Origin of the sequence: Schlesneria sphaerica (genome assembly GCF_044336245.1) — a bacterium.
GTDB lineage: Bacteria > Planctomycetota > Planctomycetia > Planctomycetales > Planctomycetaceae > Schlesneria > Schlesneria sphaerica.
In genome coordinates, this window is sequence record NZ_CP172346.1 from 1,851,469 (window position 1) to 1,871,748 (window position 20,280).

General features: G+C 56.4%; 13 protein-coding genes. 7 read left to right on the forward strand and 6 right to left on the reverse strand.

Features of this window, described 5'->3' with window-relative positions:
• Positions 1-63 precede the first annotated feature (63 nt).
• On the forward strand, positions 64-1,719 hold the full coding sequence (locus ACGY09_RS06850) for a prenyltransferase/squalene oxidase repeat-containing protein (protein WP_397570987.1): 1,656 nt from the start codon (positions 64-66) through the stop codon (positions 1,717-1,719).
• A 79-nt stretch (positions 1,720-1,798) separates the two neighbouring features.
• Here ACGY09_RS06850 and ACGY09_RS06855 read toward each other — a convergent pair whose 3' ends face one another.
• Both ACGY09_RS06855 and ACGY09_RS06860 read right to left on the reverse strand, forming a co-directional pair.
• Positions 1,799-2,416, reverse strand: coding sequence for a GntR family transcriptional regulator (locus ACGY09_RS06855; protein ID WP_373651013.1), 618 nt, complete (start codon positions 2,414-2,416; stop codon positions 1,799-1,801).
• A gap of 52 nt (positions 2,417-2,468) precedes the next feature.
• On the reverse strand, positions 2,469-3,593 hold the full coding sequence (locus ACGY09_RS06860) for a mandelate racemase/muconate lactonizing enzyme family protein (protein WP_373651012.1): 1,125 nt from the start codon (positions 3,591-3,593) through the stop codon (positions 2,469-2,471).
• Between the two features lie 649 nt (positions 3,594-4,242).
• On the opposite strand from ACGY09_RS06860, the gene ACGY09_RS06865 reads away from it, so the two are divergent.
• From ACGY09_RS06865 to ACGY09_RS06885, 5 genes are all read left to right on the forward strand, one after another.
• The gene (locus tag ACGY09_RS06865; RefSeq protein ID WP_397570988.1) at positions 4,243-7,341 is read left to right on the forward strand and encodes a PSD1 and planctomycete cytochrome C domain-containing protein; all 3,099 of its coding nucleotides are present in this window, start codon (positions 4,243-4,245) and stop codon (positions 7,339-7,341) included.
• A 36-nt stretch (positions 7,342-7,377) separates the two neighbouring features.
• Positions 7,378-8,802 (forward strand): DUF1501 domain-containing protein, encoded by a 1,425-nt coding sequence (locus ACGY09_RS06870; RefSeq protein ID WP_397570989.1) that lies wholly within the window; start codon positions 7,378-7,380, stop codon positions 8,800-8,802.
• An 806-nt stretch (positions 8,803-9,608) separates the two neighbouring features.
• On the forward strand, positions 9,609-10,745 hold the full coding sequence (locus ACGY09_RS06875) for a Gfo/Idh/MocA family protein (protein WP_373651009.1): 1,137 nt from the start codon (positions 9,609-9,611) through the stop codon (positions 10,743-10,745).
• 303 nt (positions 10,746-11,048) lie between these two features.
• Complete coding sequence (greA, locus tag ACGY09_RS06880; protein ID WP_373651007.1) at positions 11,049-11,528, forward strand: transcription elongation factor GreA; 480 nt, start codon at positions 11,049-11,051, stop codon at positions 11,526-11,528.
• A 692-nt stretch (positions 11,529-12,220) separates the two neighbouring features.
• Entirely contained in the window at positions 12,221-13,033 is an 813-nt protein-coding gene (locus ACGY09_RS06885) for a hypothetical protein (protein ID WP_397570990.1), read from the forward strand.
• A gap of 26 nt (positions 13,034-13,059) precedes the next feature.
• On the opposite strand, the gene ACGY09_RS06890 is transcribed toward ACGY09_RS06885, so the two are convergent.
• Positions 13,060-13,965 carry a hypothetical protein gene (locus ACGY09_RS06890; protein ID WP_397570991.1) on the reverse strand — a complete coding sequence of 302 codons (906 nt, stop codon included), beginning with the start codon at positions 13,963-13,965 and terminating at the stop codon, positions 13,060-13,062.
• Between the two features lie 487 nt (positions 13,966-14,452).
• On the opposite strand from ACGY09_RS06890, the gene ACGY09_RS06895 reads away from it, so the two are divergent.
• Entirely contained in the window at positions 14,453-15,526 is a 1,074-nt protein-coding gene (locus ACGY09_RS06895; protein ID WP_397570992.1) for an AAA family ATPase, read from the forward strand.
• A 9-nt stretch (positions 15,527-15,535) separates the two neighbouring features.
• Here ACGY09_RS06895 and ndk read toward each other — a convergent pair whose 3' ends face one another.
• The 3 genes from ndk to ACGY09_RS06910 all read right to left on the reverse strand — a co-directional run bounded on the left by ndk (position 15,536) and on the right by ACGY09_RS06910 (position 19,126).
• On the reverse strand, positions 15,536-15,997 hold the full coding sequence (gene ndk / locus ACGY09_RS06900; RefSeq protein WP_373653868.1) for a nucleoside-diphosphate kinase: 462 nt from the start codon (positions 15,995-15,997) through the stop codon (positions 15,536-15,538).
• A gap of 126 nt (positions 15,998-16,123) precedes the next feature.
• A complete protein-coding gene (gene carA, locus ACGY09_RS06905; protein WP_373651003.1) occupies positions 16,124-17,257 on the reverse strand; it encodes a glutamine-hydrolyzing carbamoyl-phosphate synthase small subunit in 1,134 nt (377 codons plus the stop codon).
• Between the two features lie 129 nt (positions 17,258-17,386).
• Positions 17,387-19,126, reverse strand: a complete 1,740-nt coding sequence (locus ACGY09_RS06910; RefSeq protein WP_373651002.1) for a hypothetical protein — start codon at positions 19,124-19,126, stop codon at positions 17,387-17,389.
• Between the last annotated feature and the right edge of the window lie 1,154 nt (positions 19,127-20,280).

Below are 20,280 nucleotides of genomic sequence, written 5' to 3' on the forward strand. Positions count from 1 at the left end.
CACTTTGCTATCATTGCTGTAGGTTACCCCCCTCGTCACCGATTCCCTTCGCGGGTCGAGATCATGTCGCTGAGAGCCAACGAGACATCTGCTTCCCCTGCGAAGAAAAGGAAACTCGCTTTCACCGCGCTTCCTCGGTCATTGTCTCAATCGAAACCGAGAACAAAAGAAGTCTCGGCGTCCGTCATCGTCAGTCTCGCGCTGCATGCCCTGGTACTGTTTGTCTTGAGCTGGATTTACTTTGACCTGCCGCGGCCGATGCTCCTGGACTCGATCCTGACTCTGGTGGTCGCGGACGAGAAACCTTCCGTCGAAGCCCCGCAACTGGATCTTCCCACAGACGAAGCCGATCTCGCCCCCGCCGAAATGGGCGAACTGCTGTCAGACCTGGACTTGTCGGAAGATCTGACACAAGAACCGGTGGAGTCCGTTCAGTCCTTTTCCACAGACCTGGACGGTGTGGATCGCCCGAAAGTCGTCCAGAATCCTCAGATCGTCGTCCCCCCCATCCAGCGTCCTGCAGCAAAGCGCGTCACCTCCAAGAAACGTACTTCCGGGCGAACAGGAAACGGGGGGCAGGCGGCAGATCCGGGCGAGCATGTGAATCATTTTGTCGGACGAAGCCCTAAATCGCGCGCCGCCCTGGTGAAACGAATGGGTGGGACCGATGCCAGTGAAGCCGCGGTTGCCCGTGGACTGGTCTGGCTCAAGAACCATCAACGATTCGACGGTTCATGGAACTTCAATCACGCTCACTACCCGGCCTGTGACTGTTCCATGCCAGGCTACATGGACAACAACCCCAATGCTGCCACGGCAATGGCGCTCATGGCATTTCTCGGTGCTGGCCAGACACATGAAGAAGGTGAGTACCGGACCGAAGTTCTCAAAGGTCTGGATTTCCTCATGCAGAATGGGATGGAGGTTGAGTCGGGAATTTGCTTCTACGGAAACCTGGCTGGCCCACCAACCTACTACACACACGGCCTCGCAACGATCGCCCTGAGCGAGGCACTGGCGATGACCGGGGACGCCCGACTCAGGCCCGTCGTAACAGGTGCCGTCGAGTTCCTCGTCGCCACTCAGGAACTCGGAGGGGGGTGGCGGTATTATCCCGGTCAGCCGGGGGATACGTCTGTCGTCGGCTGGCAACTTATGGCACTGAAAAGTGCTCAGTATTCTCGTATCCCCATTCCCCAGCGAGTCTTTGCCGGGGTTGATCAATTTCTTGTGAGTGTCTCGTCGATGCGCGGCTCACAGTACGCGTACACACCACAGCGGCGTGCCGCTCCGACACCTTCCATGACCGCCGTAGGGCTGTTAAGCCGGATGTATCTCGAGTGGAAAGACAACGGCAGGCTCGCCGCAGGTGTTCGACTGTTGGACGAACATGGCCCGGACTACAACGATATGTACTACAACTATTACGCGACTCAGGTGATGCATCACTGGGGCGGCGCTGAGTGGGACCGCTGGAATCTGGTCATGCGCGAACGCCTGATCCGTACCCAGATTCAGGAAGGACATGCCATGGGGAGCTGGGATGTCGCCGACTATCACGGCAGGGGGGGAGGTCGGCTCTACATGACCACACTCGCACTGCTGACGCTGGAAGTCTACTACCGGCACCTGCCGCTATATCAGAAAGATCGAATCGAGATTCCACTCCTCGACAAGACTCAGGTCGACAAGACTCAGGCAGAGCCGAAAACGCCCTGACAAATCCCGGTAGCGGAGCGTCATGAAAACAGGTGCCCCGAGTTCTGCTGTCATCCCTGAACCGAGTCGGTTTCCATCGTCAATCGATGTTCACTTCGAGGGCCTTGACTGAGGCCTCAAGATCTCCTGTTCGAAAAACGGAGATAATCTGTTCGTGTTCCTCGTAGACTTCGATCGGATCCGAATACCGCTTTCGCTGTGTCTGCCAGAAGTGCGAGCGGACGCGGGAAATCAACGTCATCCAGATCGCTTCCACATCTCGCTGCTTCGCCCGACGGACGATGGAACGGTGGAAGGCAATATCCTGCTCACCAATTGAAATGAAGTCGCTCGACAGACAGGCCGCTCTCAGCTTCTGGAGAATCTCGTTCCAGATCACGTAGTCGGCTTCATTGATCTCATGAAAGAACGATCGCAGCGCAAAAATTTCGACACTGCGACGAATCGGCACGACCAGTTCCCGGATGGCATCCGGGGGGCGTGAGGCAACTTTGACACCCAGATTCGGTCGCCCCTCCAGCAGTCCTTCCTGAGTCAACTGCTGAAGGGCCTCACGAATGGGAGTTCGACTGACGCCAAATCGTTCAACCAGTTTATTTTCGCTCAAACGTTCCCCTTCCGCGAAACGACCGCAGAGCAGGTCGTTTCGCAGTTGGTCAACGATTTGTTCGCGCAGGCTAAAAACCAGGCCAGCCATTAAATCATCTTTCCGAGCCTTCCAAGGGCTCCGACGAAGGACAAACTCCTGATTACTTTCGTCCTGATTCGGCGATCAGATACTTCGCCACGAAATCTTCATTCAGGGTGACTCCAAGGCCCGGCCCATCCGGTGGGGAAATCCAGCCATCAGTGGCCTGAACTCGCTCATGAGTCAATTCGTGACGCAGTGGCGAGTCTTCCACACAGTCCTCGAAGACAAATGCGTCTCGGCAGGTGCTGAGCCAATGCAGACTTGCTGCAACGGTCACAGGGCTGGTGTAGCAGTGATTGCAAAGCCGTGCACCGATTTCCTGGACACGCTGCTTAACGTAGTCGGCGTCAGTAAATCCGTTGCGTGCCAGGTCGACTTGATAGATGTCGAGAGCTCGAGCTTCGATCAAGGGACGCCAGGCCTCACGACCGCATTCCTCTTCACCCCCGGCAATTGGAACTGGTGAGCGGTCACGCAACCAGCGGTAACCTTCCACGTCTTCAGGTCGCAGCGGCTCTTCCAGCCAGCCGATCCCGTACTGCTCAAACGCATTGGCGCGCTGGAGTGCGGTGCGGGCGTCCCACACACAGCCGGCATCAATCAACAACGTTCCGTCGCCAATTCCGTCCCGGGCCGAACGGACCAATTCGATGTCGAGAGCTTCACTTTGCCCCATTGGCTCCCAGCCGAACTTGATTGCATTGTATCCCGCTGCACGCCAGCGCTGTGCGATCGCCTTGGTCTCGGCTCCATCACGTCCGAACAGAATCGAGGCATATGCCTTGATCCGGTCATGCTGCTTGCCACCCAGCAGGCGATGGATGGGCTGGTTGTAGAGTTTCCCTTTGAGGTCCCACAACGCCATGTCGACAGCGGCCATGGCCGTGATAGTCACCGAAGAACGACCGAAATAGAGCGTGCGGCGATGCATCTTCTGCCAGAGACGCTCGGTCTCGAGCGGGTTTTCGCCGATCAGCAGCTGACGCAGACCGCAGGCGATGTTGTGACTGAAAGGGGCGTCGATAATCGCCTTGACGACTTCAGGCTGAGAATCCGCTTCACCAATCCCTTCCAGACCCGAGTCGGTTTTAATGCGGACAAGCACAGCGTCCTGGCTACTGGCGGTTTTCGCTTCAACGCTGGGGACGCGCAACAACTGGCAGATGACTTCCGTAATTTTCATGTACTAAATCTTATCCGTGGAACAGAAAGGGGTAAGGAAACAAAACAAGATGCAAAAACGTCAACGAGGCAAACTTTTCCCGTCGATGGCCGCCTTAGCGTTTCAAAGCCGCGCCAAGAGTGTCACGAAGTGCATACTGCGCATACGGGAATGGGTACTTGTCAGAGTTTGGTTGCGGGACTGAAAAGGACGATCAGCAAAGGGATCGACCAGCCGACGGATCCGCTTCGAACCCTGTATCGACGCTTCCATGGGTCGCACTACGTTTTTTGACGCAGCAGTTCGAGACCGAGAAAGCCCCCAACCGAAAGTCGGCTTAACAGCACTGAAGAGCTGGCACAGGCCTGAGTCCGAACAGAACCAGCGGTGGAACGCCGAGACGGCGAGCAGGAATTGTCCCGATCGCGTCCTCACCTGCGGTTGACAGTAAGCCGGCATTCAAATGCTTTCTTTCGGTGCACGCACCCTAATCCGCAAAAGAACCTCAACGCGGTCGACTGTACCGGGACGATGAATATCAACATGCATAAGAATCAACCTCTATGAAGTTGACCGCATATTGTATGCAGGATACTTTATTCATTATGCATCCGTTCACAAGCTCGGCGGGTGGAAATGTCCAACGAATTTTGAAGCTGGGAAGCACCACGTGGGACGACGGACGACCCTGCAGCCGATTTTGAGCTGCATCATCTTGTTCAGCTTCGTCACATCAGGTTGGGGTGCGGATGCGGCTCCCCCCGGCGACCTGCGCAGCCAGACGATCCAGCTCATCAAAAGCCGGTGTGTGAAGTGCCACGGCCCTGCCCAGCAGGAAGGAGGGCTGAGTCTTGCATTACCCTCTGGAATTGCCCGCGGGGGACATTCCGGTATCGCCGTCATCGCGGGAAACCCTGCTGAAAGTCTGCTCTGGCAACGCGTCGAAACCGATGCCATGCCCCCCGACGAACCGCTGACGCAGGAAGAAAAGGAACTGCTGCGTCACTGGATCGCTCAGGGTGCATCGGGGTTGCCCGAATCCGTCTCTCCCGTCGCGGATGGGGACGAGCACTGGGCCTTCCAGAAACTTGTGCCGAAAGAAGTCCCCCCGGTCATTGATGCACCCCGAGTCCTGACTCCGGTCGATGCATTTCTCTTGAAAGAGCTTGAAAAAGCCGGGTTAACGCTGAATACCGAAGCCGATCGGCGCCGTCTCATCCGCCGGGTCAGCCTTGATCTGACGGGTGTTCCTCCGACGCGGGACGAGATCCGGCTGTTCCTCAACGATCCGCATGAGCACGCCTATGAACAGATGGTTGAGAGATTTCTCGCCTCGGCTCGATACGGTGAACGGTGGGGAAAGCATTGGCTCGACGCGGCTGGCTACGCGGACTCCAATGGCTATTTCGGCGCGGATACTGATCGTCCTCTGGCATTCCGTTACCGCGACTATGTCATTCGCTCCATCAATGCGGACAAGCCGTTCGATCGATTCATCATTGAGCAACTCGCCGGAGATGAACTCGCACGAATCGACCGGCCGGGATTTGACGGTTCGCCCGAGACGATCGAGTTACTCGAAGCGACCCATTTTCTCCGCAACAGCCCTGACGGGACCGACAGCAGTGACGGGAATGAAGATGAAGTTCGGGCCGACCGCTACGCTGTGCTGGAAGGGGAACTCCAGATCATCGGATCCGCACTTCTAGGAATCACCGTCCAGTGTGCACGCTGCCACGACCACAAATTTGAGCCGCTCCGACAGAAAGACTACTACCAGCTGCAAGCGGTTCTGTTTCCGGTGTTTAACGTCGACAAGTGGGTCACTCCCAACGCCAGACAAGTGACTGTCGGGTCGCCAGAACAGATTGCGGCCTACGAAACGACAATCCAGAAGATCAATGACGAAATTGCAGCCGCTCGCGAGAAATACCGCGAATGGATTCGTGCGAACAGAGAAGCGGGGAAACCCGTATTTCGCGATGACTTCGACGGAGCCGACAGAAAACTGGCTGACACGTGGGCCAATTCTGCACCGGGCGATGCCGCACCGGCGGGGCAACCCGCAGTTAACATCGACTCCACCGACGCCCCGGCCGCGAGGGCTTCTGACGGCCGACTGCAGATCATCGAGTCCGGTGGCAGTGGTGATCGTGCCTGCAGCACCCGACAAATTTTCGATTGGACACCAGACCAGGAAGGAAACTGGATCCGCGTCACGTTCGATCTGGTGACAGGTGCCGACTACGTCGGTTTCCTGATCGCTCTGCGAGATTTCAACGACGCTGAAGATACTGTGGCGGGTAATATTCTACTGGACGGGGCCGCGTCGGGTGGAGTTACGGTTCACGTCGACTACCCCGGGACCGGCAGCCGCGGTGTGGGATCGATCAGTCAGCAGAAATGCCTCCCTGGCCACAACTACGGAGTGCAGGTGACAAACATGGGTGGCGGCAAGTACCAATTGGCCCATATCTTCGATGGAGCTGTCGAAACTCAGTCGATCACTCTCACAGAGAAAGACCTGCCCGACGGCGGATTCGGTTTTGAATACTGCTGCGGTCGCAGCTTTACCGTCGACAACGTCCTGATTGAGACCGGTGAGACAACTCCTGATGCACTCGCCTTCCGTGAAGAGCTTGCGAAGCGAGTCGCGAAGAAGCGAGCGGAACACGAGGCAGAGATTCGCCAGATCGAAGCCCGTCGACCCCGTCATCCCGGAATCATCGCAGCCGCGATGGATCTGTCGGCAGAAGCTCCCGAGGTTTACCTGCTGGAGCGCGGGGTCTACAAAAACCGCAGCGAAAAAGTTGACGCTCGTGCGCCGGAAGTGCTGGCAGAGGAGACCAACCCGTCAACGCTGCTGGGGCGGACGCCGGAAGTGACCGGGTCCACCGGAAGCCGTCTGGCTCTGGCTCGCTGGCTGACGCAGCCCGACTCGCGAGCCGCCAGCCTCCTGGCTCGTGTCACAGCCAATCGCTGGTGGCAGCACCACTTCGGGACGGGGCTGGCTCCCACGCCTGAAAACCTGGGATACTCCGGCGTCGCACCGACTCATCCCGAGCTGTTGGAATATCTGGCGAGCGAACTGATTCGGAGCGGCTGGAGTGCAAAGTCATTCCATCGCCTGATCCTCCACTCCGCCGCCTACCGCCAGTCGAGCGTCCCTCACGAGAGGGGCGAGAACATCGACCCATCCAACCAGCTCTTGTGGCGATTCCCGCTGAATCGGATGGATGCCGAAAGCATTCGAGACTCGATGCTCGCAATCGCGGGTGAGCTGGACCTGAGGCACGGTGGTCCGTACGTGCCCACGGCGCACGATGCGGAAGGGGACGTGGTTGTTAAGGAAGCGACGGACGGAGCCTTGAGACGCAGCATCTACCTCCAGCAACGTCGCACTCAAGTGCCGGGGATTCTGGAAGTCTTCGACTCACCGTCGATTGTCGCCAACTGCACTCTGCGGATCCCGACGACCATTCCTCTGCAGTCACTCAAACTTCTGAATTCGGAATTCGTCCGAAGCCGGTCTGCGGCTTTCGCAAAACGGGTCTTGTCCGACGTGGAAGGACCACTGACACGACGAATTGACTACGCCTTTGAACTGGCGGTTGGTCGGCCTGCCACCTCCGATGAGTCAGCTTTTGCGATCGACTTTCTCGAACGGCAACCTGCTGAATATCCTGGTCAGGCTGATGCGGAGGAACGGGCCTGGGTCGATTTCACAAACCTGTTACTTTCGATCAATGCATTCCTCTACATCGAATAAATATCTGGCCCAGCATCTCAGCGAGTTGATATTGCCATGCACTGCGCCGAACATTTTCTTCCGAATCGCCGAGCGTTCCTGAGCTATTCTGCGGGAAATCTCGGGGGACTGGCTTTGGCCCACCTGCTGAATCAGGAACGGGCGTCAGCGGCACCGTTGGGGAGTTCAAGCTCTCCCTTAGCGCTGGGGACGCACCATCCGGCCCGCGCCGATGCGGTGATCAGCCTGTTTCAGCACGGCGGCCCCAGTCAGATGGATCTGTTTGATCCGAAGCCCGAGCTGACAAAATATGATGGCAAACCATACGAGGGAGACCTCGAGATCCACTTCCCCGGCCAGAAGGGGAACCTGCTCGCCTCGCCGTTCAAATTTGAACCGCGCGGAGAATCAGGAATCGAACTGAGTGACTTGTTGCCGCACACCGCTACGATCGTGGACGACCTGACGCTCATTCGCTCGGTCACAACCGAGTCTGTCGATCATGAATCCGCACTGCGATTGATTCACAGCGGTAAGTTCCAGGCTGGCTATCCCACCTGGGGTTCCTGGGTGACCTACGGCCTGGGTACCGTCAATCAAAATCTCCCCGCGTATGTCGTGCTGACTGATCCGGGGGGAATGCCGGTGGATAGTGTCCGAAACTGGACCGCAGGATGGCTGCCTGCCGCCTATCAGGGAACCGCGTTCCGTCCCGGTGCGACGCCTGTCCCGAATCTTGCGACTCCCGCGGGCATCACCCCGGGAGCCCGCGCAAGGCAACTGGAACTGCTCGAATCGTTGAACAAGACACACCTGCGTTCCTACCCGAACAATACCGAACTCGCGGCTCGTATTAACAACTTTGAAATTGCCGCCCGGATGCAGGCGACCGTTCCGGAAGCACTTGATCTGTCGCAAGAGACAGAAGCGACGAAATCGATGTACGGTCTCGACAACCCCGCGACGGCGGAATATGGCACCCGATGCCTGATTGCTCGACGGCTGGTCGAACGAGGAGTCCGGTTTGTCCAATTGTTTCTGGCAGGTCAGCCGTGGGATACGCATAGCAATAATGCGGCCACGCTGAAATCACTGTGCGCCCGCAGTGACCAACCCAGCGCTGCACTCGTACGCGATTTGAAACAGCGAGGCTTGCTTGATCGCACAATCGTGATGTGGGGCGGAGAGTTCGGACGGTTGCCTGTGTCTCAGGGGAAAGACGGGCGAGACCACAACCGACATGCCAATTCGCTCTGGCTGGCCGGAGGGGGCTTTAAGGCGGGCTATTGCCATGGCCAGACGGACGACTTCAGCTACAAAGCGGTTCAGGATGTGGTAACGGTTCACGACCTGCACGCAACTCTGCTTCACGCACTGGGCCTGGACCATAAGAAATTGACATACCCGCACGACGGTCTGCCAGGAAGCCTGACCGACATCGCAATTACGAAAGCAGAACTGGAGCCGAGGCTCCTAAGATAGTCGCCGCCAGAGGCAGGGGATGGCGGCCCCGCAATACCCAATGAGGTCTGCAGCCAACTCCGCAGCCTTGCGGCCGGTTCCTGACGAGTCCGAAACGTGTCCCCTCATCTTGGCGCGTTTCCTCTTCCCGATCGATGACGTCGGTCACCGGAGGGAATGACCAGATGAACGGTGACGAACTCGTTCCATTTTCTTTCCCAAGGACGGAGCCGTGGAGTGCGAACTCGCCTCTCCCTCACGTCACCAATTACCAATGAACTCAATGGTGTGAGGCCACCCTGGGGCCGGAATTCGAGAAATGACGCCAGGTCCAGCAGTTGCCAGCAGTCACAGACAACGGATCGGATCGGGGAAACCTCTCGTTGATGGAGTCGTCGATCGAGACGCAACGCCCACAAAAGATTTATCTTACGGTCAAATTGAACTTGACAGGATGGGGGATGAACTAAGTCTCTGCAGAGATTTCCCTCACCGAACAATCGCGATTATGTCGATGGGTGAAACTCTACTGCTTGCGATCATGTGACCGGTGAATTCGTACGTCATTCGTGGTGCACTGGATTTCCTCGTGGAATTCGAGTGGAATGAAATCCGAAATAGGAAGACCACTCCACCGGACCGGACGCCGGGCCGTCGAAGACATGTCGGCCATCAGGAAGCAGGACGTGTTTGCAGGTGGCAACGGGCACTGCGTATGATGCCTGCCCATCGGCAGATTCAACGACAATCTCTCATCTAGACATGGGGAACCGGGTGAATCGCCAACAAAAAAGACTCACCCGGGATTTGAGGAGACAGACGAGATCATGGCAAAGCCTTTGCGAATCGGAATGGTGGGTTACGGGTTCATGGGTCGAACCCATTCCAATGCCTATCGTAAAGTGAACCACTTTTTTGATTCCGAGCATCATCCTGTCTTGAAGGCCGTCTGCGCGCGGGATGCCGAAAAGGTCAAGGCGTTTGCCGATCGCTGGGGGTACGAATCAATCGAAACCGACTGGCGCAAGCTGGTCGAACGCAAAGATATCGACGCGATTGATATCTGTACCCCCAACAACCTGCATCGTGACATTGCCATCGCTGCGGCCGAGAATGGCAAGATGATCCTCTGCGAGAAGCCACTCGCCATGGATACCGCGCAAGGTGAAGAGATGTGCCAGGCGGTCGAAAAGGCCAAGGTGCTGAACACGGTCTGGTACAACTACCGCCGCGTTCCCGCCGTGACGTTCGCCAAGCAGTTGATCGATTCCGGGAAACTGGGGCGAATCTTCCACTATCGTGCAAACTTTCTGCAGGACTGGACCATCTCGGCGGACTTGCCCCAGGGGGGCGCGGCCTTGTGGCGACTCGACGCCGCCGCAGCCGGAAGCGGGGTCACGGGTGACCTGCTCGCTCACTGTATCGATACAGCCATCTGGCTGAACGGTGACGTCAAGAACGTGACTGCCATGACCGAAACGTTCGTGAAGGAGCGTAAACACACGCTGACAGGCAAGGTCGAGAAAGTTGGTATCGACGACGCCTGTACGTTTATGTGCCGGTTTGGAAACGGGTCGCTGGGACTCTTTGAATCGACTCGGTACGCACGAGGCCACAAGGCGCTGTACACGTTTGAAATCAACGGCGAGCACGCGTCAATCAAGTGGGATCTTCACGATCTGCACCGTCTGCAGTGGTTCGATCACCGTGATGAAGGAAACCTGCGAGCCTGGCGGTCGATCCATATCACCGACGGCGATCACCCCTACATGGGCAACTGGTGGGTACCCGGTCTGCAGATCGGCTACGAGCACACATTTGTTCACCATGTCGCTGATTTCCTGCAAGGTGTCGACAAAGGTGTCTCTGTCTCACCGACCTTCCGCGAAGCCCTGGAAACGCAGAAAATTTGCGATGCTGTGCTGAAAAGTGCAAAGTCAGGAAGTTGGACCGAAGTCGGATAGCGTCCCCTTGGGGCGATGGTATAATGTTGTAGAAGCGATCAGCGTTTCGCTGCATTATGCGATCAACGGCAGCTTCCAATCCTGCCGGAAAAGTGTTCGATGAGGATTCGATCCTGGTGCACTGGGGAGATTCTTCCCGGTCCGTTGGCCATCGATGATGAAGTGAAAATTGCACGGGCGACATCACCGTCGCCCGTGCTTGCTTTTTCCTGTTGATCTGCAGTGCGAGTTGGAGGGGCCCCACTCGCTTCGAAGCGGGCTCTCGCCAACTCAGGTTTTTGAATTTGGATTGAGGAATAGACAATGGAACGGCAGCCAATTTCGCGAGAAGGGTACGAAAAGAAGAAGGAAGAGCTGCGTCAGCTTGAAGAAGTGGAAATGCCCAAGATCGCACAGGCGATTGCAGATGCACGTGATGAAGGGGACCTTCGCGAAAATGCAGAATACCACGGTCAGCGTGAAGCTCAGGGGATGCTGCAGGCGCGCATCAACTCACTGAAATCGACTCTCGCAGACTGCTATATCGTTGATAAATCCAGTCTGCCGAAGGGCATTGTGACCTTTGGCACACGCGTCACTGTCAAAGATCTGAGCGACAACTCGATCGAGCAGTATGAGTTTGTGGGTCCAGGTGAAGAGGACTACACCAGCGACGTCATGAAGATCCTCACCGCCTCACCGCTCGCGACGGCTCTCATGCACAAGAAAGTGGGAGATCGGGTTGAATTCCAGGCACCTCGCGGTGTGACGAACTACGAAATCACCGAGATCGAAGAGACGTGATCGTTTCGCAGTTCCTGGTTTCTCATGGCGGCACAGGTGCAGCCAGATTGACTCGAACTCGGGCAGTTTGAGGCCGCCTCGATCGTGCGATCCCCCACTTCGGGAACCCCATCGCGAACAGGAAACGAGCCAGCATGCCAACCACACTCAATTAAAGTGCTACGAGCTCACGTTTCCGGAACTGGCGGCCCACCGGCTCGACTTCCCCTCTTATCCCACCCCGCAATCTTCTTGAACCGGCACGACAACATCACAGGGCGAGCATTCGAGTCACTCGCTGACTTCGAAGGATTCGTCGAGTTCTCGCCCTGATGATCATTTTTCGAGCCGTCAGCAGGCGGTTGAGCAAGCCCCTTTGCATGAAGCGCGAATGGGGCGATTCTCGCACCTGAACACGAGCCTGACGAAGCGGAAGGCTCTATGGCGAGGTAACACCCGACAGCCAGCGGGGAAGCCCCGTGGCTCCGTGGCTCCGCTCCCCCGATAACCGATCTTGCATGAAACACAATGTCCCGATAGCTTCCGCGACCTGGTGTCATCGCTTCCATGTAGTGGCACTGGAAAGTTTGTTCGAGATTTAACCTCGCGGAATTGACCTGATGTGGTGCTCATCGTGCCGGGCAGATGTCGCGGCCGAGTTGTCCACGGACAACCGTCGGATGCTCTGCGCACGCTGCCAAATGGAACTCGGCGTGGCAGCGATTGAAACGCCCCGGGTCGCCGTTGCTCCGAAAACCATTGAAGCCGAACGAGACGCCCGCGAGCTGCTCGCACGCTGGTCGGCGCAAAATCTTGAAGTCCCTGCATCGACCACGAGCAGCGCAGGTGCCAAGGTCACTCGACCGATCCCCTCGTCTGATCCCATCGACGCACAACTCGAGTCGCTGATCTCCTCAAAGTCCCCCGGCCGGGCGCCGTTTGCGGATCTGGGTGATCCCTCCTATGCGGCCCGGATCAAGCAGGATCTCGATGAAGCGATCGATCCCGCCGCAGAACGCGTTCGCACTCCGAGTTCGTCCGGCCGTGAGCGGTCCACTCAAAAATCAGGCCCCAAAGTTGACCTGACACTGGTGGATGATGAATCCCGACAGGCGCACGATCGTGTCGTCCTGGAAGCCCTTCAAAAGCAGTTGAACCGCGGCTCAAGCTGGACGACACTCGCCGGGCAGTTGTGTGCCTACGGTGGCGTCGCCCTGCTCACCTGTGGCACTGTGTTGATCATGTGGAGCTATTTCGGCGGTCCACCGAACTACATGCCGACCGGCTGGCTGACCGCTGCCGTCGGACAGATGCTACTGTTCCTGGGGGTGGTGACGCTCATCTCGAGTGGCATGGAGCAAACGGTCAGTGAAGTCACCTGGCGGATCGACAACCTGCGCGACGAGATCCACCGCTTGAGTCAATCTTTAGAACAACGGGAACAGTCATCACGGCCGATTCGCCGTTCAAGGCCAACCGGGTCGGACGGCCGATCCCGAGAGGATCGGCGTCGCGACGTGGCCTAGTGACTGGTCCCCACCCGCCAGCAAACTTATTCGTTGGGCTTCACTTCCTCAACCGCCTCAGGCTTCACTTCCTCAACCGCCTCAGGCTTCACTTCCTCAACCGCTTCAGGCTTCACTTCCTCAACCGCTTCAGGCTTCACTTCCTCAACCGCTTCAGGCTTCACTTCCTCAACCGCTTCAGGCTTCACTTCCTCAACCGCTTCAGGCTTCACTTCCTCGGCCGCTTCAGGCTTCACTTCCTCGGCCGCTTCAGGCTTCACTTCCTCAACCGCTTCAGATTTGGCGCCTGAGAGCATTCTCAAGACGGCGTCCTGATCCCAGACATCATCCGTCAGCTTTAACATGATAAACGACTGACCGTTTGGAACGGGAATGTCCACGGTGACCGTGTGCACCCCCTGATTCGTTGCTCGATCTGTTGCTTCAGCAATCGATGCATTGACGGTCTGACCATTAATGACGATGTCGTGCGTATCGATTTTCTTGACGTCGAGTGAATTACGAATCTCTTCCTCGAACTTCACACGCAACTGGTCCGCTGGCATGGCGGGTTGGCCGGGTTGATTAAACTTGCTTTTGAAGGAACTGAGAAGCAAATCGCCTTTACCCTCTTTGTGCTTGAACTTCGCAAGCTGCATCGTCATGAACATATTGTCGACGGTCACTGCGGTTTCAGGCTGGAAATCGGGCGGAAGTTCGATATCCAGGACCTTCTTCCCGATCCCGGTAATTTCCGCGGGAACATTCGTGGTGGTCGGCATCATCATGGTCACGAGCCACCCCAAGACGCCACAACAGACCAGCAGGCCCAACGTGCCGAAAATACCACCGATGATTGCTGCGATCATGCAGCCGCTCATTCGTTTTTTCGGAACCGGCGGAAGAGGCTGTGGTTCGTGAGGAGTATCAACCCAAAGATCGTTTCCGGACATTGAAGCAGTTCCTTGCGTTTGATTGAGTTGGATAGTTTTCTGGATGGCCGGAGCTATCGTCGTGGTGTGCGATGGCGACGCTGCTGAAATTCCAGATTCAACGCCCGGGAAGCGAACGTCAATTACCGGTACAAGGTGACACTGTTTCTAGAATTTATCAATAATCGCAACATGAAAACGTGCCGCGATGACCAGCCTGCTTCCATCAATCGCCCCGGTTTCACTAACCTGCGGTCTGGTTCCCGGCTTTCTCAGCAGCGAACAGGCTTATGAGCGACGCAGAAATCTTTCAATTTCGTGCCAACTCCGCCTGTCAGACACGAGCTTGACTCGAAACGGGCTCATGACTCCAACTCCACACCGCTCGATCTGCCCTCCCGTGATGTCAATGTATTTCCGTGTCCGGGCCTCGATTTGGTTTGCAAATCAATGACCTGCTATCGTATCTCTAGGCGGATATCAACTTGATTCACCGAAGGCAGATCTGATGAATGTGAGAGCGAATGATGACCAAGCCTCGCACTCTGACACCTCAGCCCGCGATCGAGAACTGGCTGCAATTCGGGGACTCGCAACGGCCTACTCACGACTGCGACAGGAAATCGGTAAGGTCATCATCGGACAGGATGATGTTATCGATCAATTGCTGATCGCCATGTTCTGCAAGTCGCACTGTCTCCTGATGGGTGTCCCCGGGCTGGCGAAAACATTACTGGTCAGCACCGTCGCGAAAATCCTGCAACTGTCCTATCGCCGAATCCAGTTCACCCCGGACCTCATGCCGTCCGACATCACTGGCACAGACGTTCTCCAGGAAGACCCCGACTCCGGAAGACGCCTTTTTCAATTCATGCAGGGGCCGATTTTTACCAATGTGCTTCTCGCCGATGAAATCAACCGCACTCCACCCAAGACGCAGGCGGCGCTGCTGGAAGCCATGCAGGAAAGACATGTCACGGTCGGTTCGAACACCTATCGACTGCCCGTCCCGTTCTTTGTGCTCGCGACGCAGAATCCGATCGAGCAGGAAGGGACCTATCCTCTTCCCGAGGCACAACTGGACCGGTTTATGTTCAACATCGTCGTGAAGTACCCTGACGCCGCAGAGGAATTGCGAATCCTCAAGCAGACCACCAGCGGAGAAGAACCGCAGCTCACCGTGACCCTGACGGGTCGACAGATTCTCGCACTTCAGGAAGTGGTGCGCAGGGTTCTCGTCGCAGAACACGTCTTTATTTACGCACGAGATCTGGTGCGAGCCACACGGCCCCGAGAAGCCGATGCACCAGGCTTTGTGAAAGAATATCTCTCGTGGGGAGCAGGGCCCCGAGCAGGACAGAATCTGATTCTCGGTGCGAAAGCTCGCGCCTTGCTTCAAGGACGATTTCACGTGATGACAGAAGACATCAAGGCGATGGCGCACCCGGTGCTGCGCCATCGCCTTGTCACGACGTTCGCTGCCCAGAGCCAGAAGATCGATGCCGATGCGGTGATCGAGATGCTCATCGACAAAGTGCCCGTCGAACTCAATCAACGGGCAGAGCGGCTGGCTCGTGGCTGAAAGACCCGCTTACTTCTCGTCTGAGGCACAGGTCCAGGGATCAAGCGAGTCCTGGTAGTTGAGCAATTCTTCTGGCTTGAAGTAAATGGCCAGTTCGCGGGCAGCAGCATCAGTACCGTCACTGCCATGAACCAGGTTCATCTGACGACTCAACCCGAAATCGCCACGGATGGTTCCCAGCGGAGCTTCCCGTCCATTGGTTGAACCGAGCATGGCCCGAATCACGGAGATCGCCTGAGGCCCTTCAACGGCCAGAGCAATGACCGGCCCCGAGGTGATGAACTGCTCAAGCATGGGATAGAACGGCTTGCTGACGTGTTCGGCGTAGTGCTGCTTGGAAAGCTCGGGTGTCACCTTCAGCATCTTCATCCCGACAATCTTCAGTCCCTTGGACTCGAATCGTCCCAGGATCTCTCCCACCAGACGACGAGCCACGGCATCGGGCTTCAGCAAAACAAAACTACGTTCCAGCGCCATCGAACATTCCTTAACTGTTGAAAAATGAAAGTTGACTCATTCCGGCCAACAACGTCACCGCGACGAATAGTGCCAATCTGGAACCACTTGATCAGACTAGAGACGATGGCCGGTGTCGGCTCAAGCCTTGGCCATCAACTGCAGAAACTCTTGAAAGAGATAGCTGCTGTCATGCGGTCCGGCTGCGGCCTCAGGATGATACTGCACACTGAAGGCGGGAAACTCTCGATGTCGAAACCCTTCGATCGTCTGATCGTTCAGATTCACGTGGGTGACTTCGAGGCTGTCGGGCAGTGTCTCGGCCGAGATTGCAAAACCATGGTTCTGCGATGTGATCTCAACCCGACCGTTCGCTTTATTCAGAACGGGTTGATTGGCCCCTCGATGCCCAAACTTCAGCTTGTATGTCTCGGCACCGCTGGCCAGTCCCAGAAGCTGATGGCCCAGACAAATCCCGAAAACGGGTGTCTTGCCGAGCAAATTGCGAATCGTCGAGATCGCGTAGGTGAGGGGTTCCGGATCGCCAGGCCCGTTAGACAGAAATACGCCGTCCGGTTTGAGTGCGAGCACTTCTTCGGCGGACGCGTTTCCGGGAACAACCGTCACCCGACATCCTATCGCCTTCAGGTGCCGCAGGATGTTCCACTTCATGCCGTAGTCGATTGCCACGACATGAGGCTGTTTGTCACTCAAGGTCGTCCTGGCAGTCCCGCTTGCTCCGAGATCCGACAGGCCTTCGGACCACTCAAACGGTTCCTTCGGCATGACTTCCTGAATCAGGTCGCGTCCGACCAGCGTCGGACTTTGCTGTGCTTTTCTGACCAGTGATTCGTCATCGAGATCGACCGACGAAAGGACGCCGGTCATGGCTCCCCGAATTCTGAGTCGCCGCACGAGAGCCCGCGTATCGACTCCTTCAATTCCGACGACACCGTTCTTGCGCAGGTAGTCATCCAGTGAAGTGAGTGATCGAAAATTGCTGGGTTGCCGACACAATTCCCGCACGACAAAGCCCCGCAGGAACAGCCCCCGACTTTCGACATCTTCGGAATTGATTCCGTAGTTGCCGATCAGTGGATACGTCATCGTGACGATCTGCCCACAGTAGGATGGGTCGGTCAGAATCTCCTGGTAACCCGACATACTCGTATTGAAACAGACTTCGCCATAAACCTCGCCCTGTGCTCCAAATGCGGTGCCGGTAAAGACCGTACCATCAGCGAGGGCGAGTTTCGCAGGTTCTAGCAGACTCATAATTTTCCGGTTTCCGTGTGGTTCCCAAACGGTCTGAGTCTACCACACGGAAAGTCGGAAATGAAGCGTTCGCAGCAAGGCAGAAGAAGGTGGTCCAGGGAACCCGAACCACCTCATTTTTGCGTCCGATTACGGGATACTCGTGCCGTTGAACTGACCAATTGTGCTGGATGTCGTGGTGATGACGTCAGTCCCTGCACCACCATTGACACTTAACGTGCCGATATTGCAGAGGGTAAACGCCGCCCGGTCGCTTCCGTTCCCCAGACTGATGTTCGTCGTCGAAGAATCAACCCCGAGCACTGCAATCGCGTCATCCCCGTCACCCAGGTCAGCCGTTAAAATCAGCTTTCCAGTGTGTGCAAACGTCGTCGAGGGGACGGTCGTGATCGCGCCGCCACTTCCCACGATGCCAATGCTCGTACCATTGGCCCCTTCGACCTTGAGGCTTCCAGCCTGAAGCGTAACGGTCAACGAGTTGCCCATCCCGTCACCGGTTAATGCCAGGGTCTTCGTCGCACTTGAGTACGAAGCGACAACGCGAGAGGAAACGACTGTCGGAGGAGCGACAAACGAACCGGCGATGTTGTATGTCCCAATGCTGCCATAGTCTGAGTATCCCGTTCCCAGCACCTGGCCATTGCCGACACCGTCGATTCGCACGTAATAGACCCCTGCGGTCACATTACGGTTGATCGAAGCGGTCAACTGATCGGTCGGATTGCTGCTGGCCAGCAGTGAGCCCGTGCTTGTGTAAAGATCCATCTGGATATCAAGCATCGTATTGGCAATTCCCCCGGTGGCAGTGAGCACCAGAGTCCCATTCCCCACCGTCAATTTGAACCAGTCTGTATCGGTTCGCGTCGTAATCACGCCCGTCTGCGCGACGTTGAAAATATTCGCGGCCGCCCCCAAACCACGAGTCCCATTGATCGCGGCTGCGGAAGTCCGATCGTTGGCGTAGTCATCCGCCAGATAAGTGAATCCGTTTCGTGTGGTGATGATCGCCAGGTCGTCTTCCAGGTTATTGGCGCTCAGATACTCACCCTTGCTCCACTGCACAAGGTTCTGTTCGTAGCCAACCCCCATGTGAGGCGCCCAACCAGTCACCCCCGAACCGTGGCCGTAGTAATAGCCCTCGGCGGGAGAAATTCGTCCATCGTGATCAAGGCCCAACGTGTGTCCGACTTCATGGATCGTTGCGTCAGCAATGAACTTGGAAGTATTTGCCAGACTTGCAGGAAACACGAAACAGGGAACGTCCGCACTTGCTGGGAAACTATTGAGAAACGCGACGCCCCCTGCATCCGGAGCGGGCGAGGGTGTTGATGTTCCGATCAGAACGCGAATCCCCCAGCGGGTATCACTTCCCCCCGAGTTGATCAGGTCAGCAAGAGGTGGCTCTTGAGTCGTGACGTTAACATTGAAGGGAGAAAACGCTTCCGCCGTCCGTCGCCAGATCTCCTGAATCGCGAGCAATTCTGTATTGGAGAAGGCCCGATTGGAGTCCAACGTAAACGGCGCAGTGGTAATCGCGCCACTGCCAGTGTTCCAGGGCGTATTGATCGTCGTGTGACCGTCAAAATCCAGGTAGATCGTCTTGGTAGCCGTGGCTTGGCTATGCAGCCGGAAGGTATCCGCGAGCGGTATGGTGGTTACGGCTGTTCCCGAAGCGGGCTGAGCCAGAGGTGTTTTGATTCGGGTGATATCGACGCCCGGCATCGAGCGAATCATTTTCGAAGTCAGCACCGTCGGTGTGACCCCCTGTGCTACGGCCAATGTTGCGCTGCAGCAGATCATCATTCCTGGCAGGGCCATCAGCACCCCGGCTGACGCAATTCCCGCACGCAATCGCTTCAAACTTGTCATTCCACGCATCAGCATAGTGCCCCCGCAATACGAGCCAGGTCGGTCAAAAAAAACTGGAAGTGGTCCATCACGAACCCTGCCAATCACCTGCCAAGCCTGGAGTCACTGCCAAAAAGACGATTGACGCTATCCAGATGAACTGAAGCAGCCGACGGGAAGGGACCTCTTCTCAACACTTGCCATACTGCCGTCACTGGCACAGGTCCTGCGGCGGAATCGGTTTAATTCATCGATCCCGATCTCTTCAAACCCGAATAGGCGAGAACAGATGTCCTTCCTTCCGACTTCGATGACGACCGCCCTGGACACTCCACACGCTGCAATCCTGGCACGACTGCATGCGACAAAATCTGGGTGATTTGTCAAAACTGGAATCGGTTTCAACAAACGAACAAGCGCCGAATTGGACCTGAAAGCTTGTCGACACGCGTGTACACATCGCTGGAATGGAAGCGACCGGGATTGGAAATTGTCTGAAGATTTCGACGCGAACCCAGATTGCGAAGCAGCTGATGAATTTGACAATTTTGAAGAAAATGTCAAATGCGCCAGCTTCGCAAAAGGAACCACTTGCTATTCGTTCAATTTCACGACAGCATGTATAGACCCCCAATCCAACTCGACTTCAAGAAATTCTTGAGAGATTTCGGCGCAGTTTCGCTCTTCGCGAATTCTTGACATTGCCTGACAGTTGCGAGCGACTCGAGCCGCAAACATATCCCAGACAACACAAACGCCGCATTTTACCTAAAAATTCAGCTACGGCAGAAATTACCTATATTTACAGTGGACATGGGTAGTAGCGCGTCTTAGGATTTGTTTGAAAATCCCAAACCGTATCAATTTCGAAAAGTTTTCCGCGCGAAACTTTGCGGCTTAATCTTCCAGACCGTCTGGAAGTTCCAAATTGTTTTGGAAAGTGTCGGTTTCTGTTCATGTTGAGGGGGAGGTTTGAATGGTCAAACAATGGGGCCTTTTGGTCGCCACTGTCGCCCTGTTGGGGTCGACGGCACAAGCGGGGCATCGGCATCACCGCTGCTGCAAACCACGTCCAGCAACTTGCGCCTCGGTGCCCAGTTGCGTTGCAGCTCCCAGCTGCGGATCGGGAGCAGCAGTTGCCGGGTCAAGCGGATGTAACTCTGTTGTCTATGGTT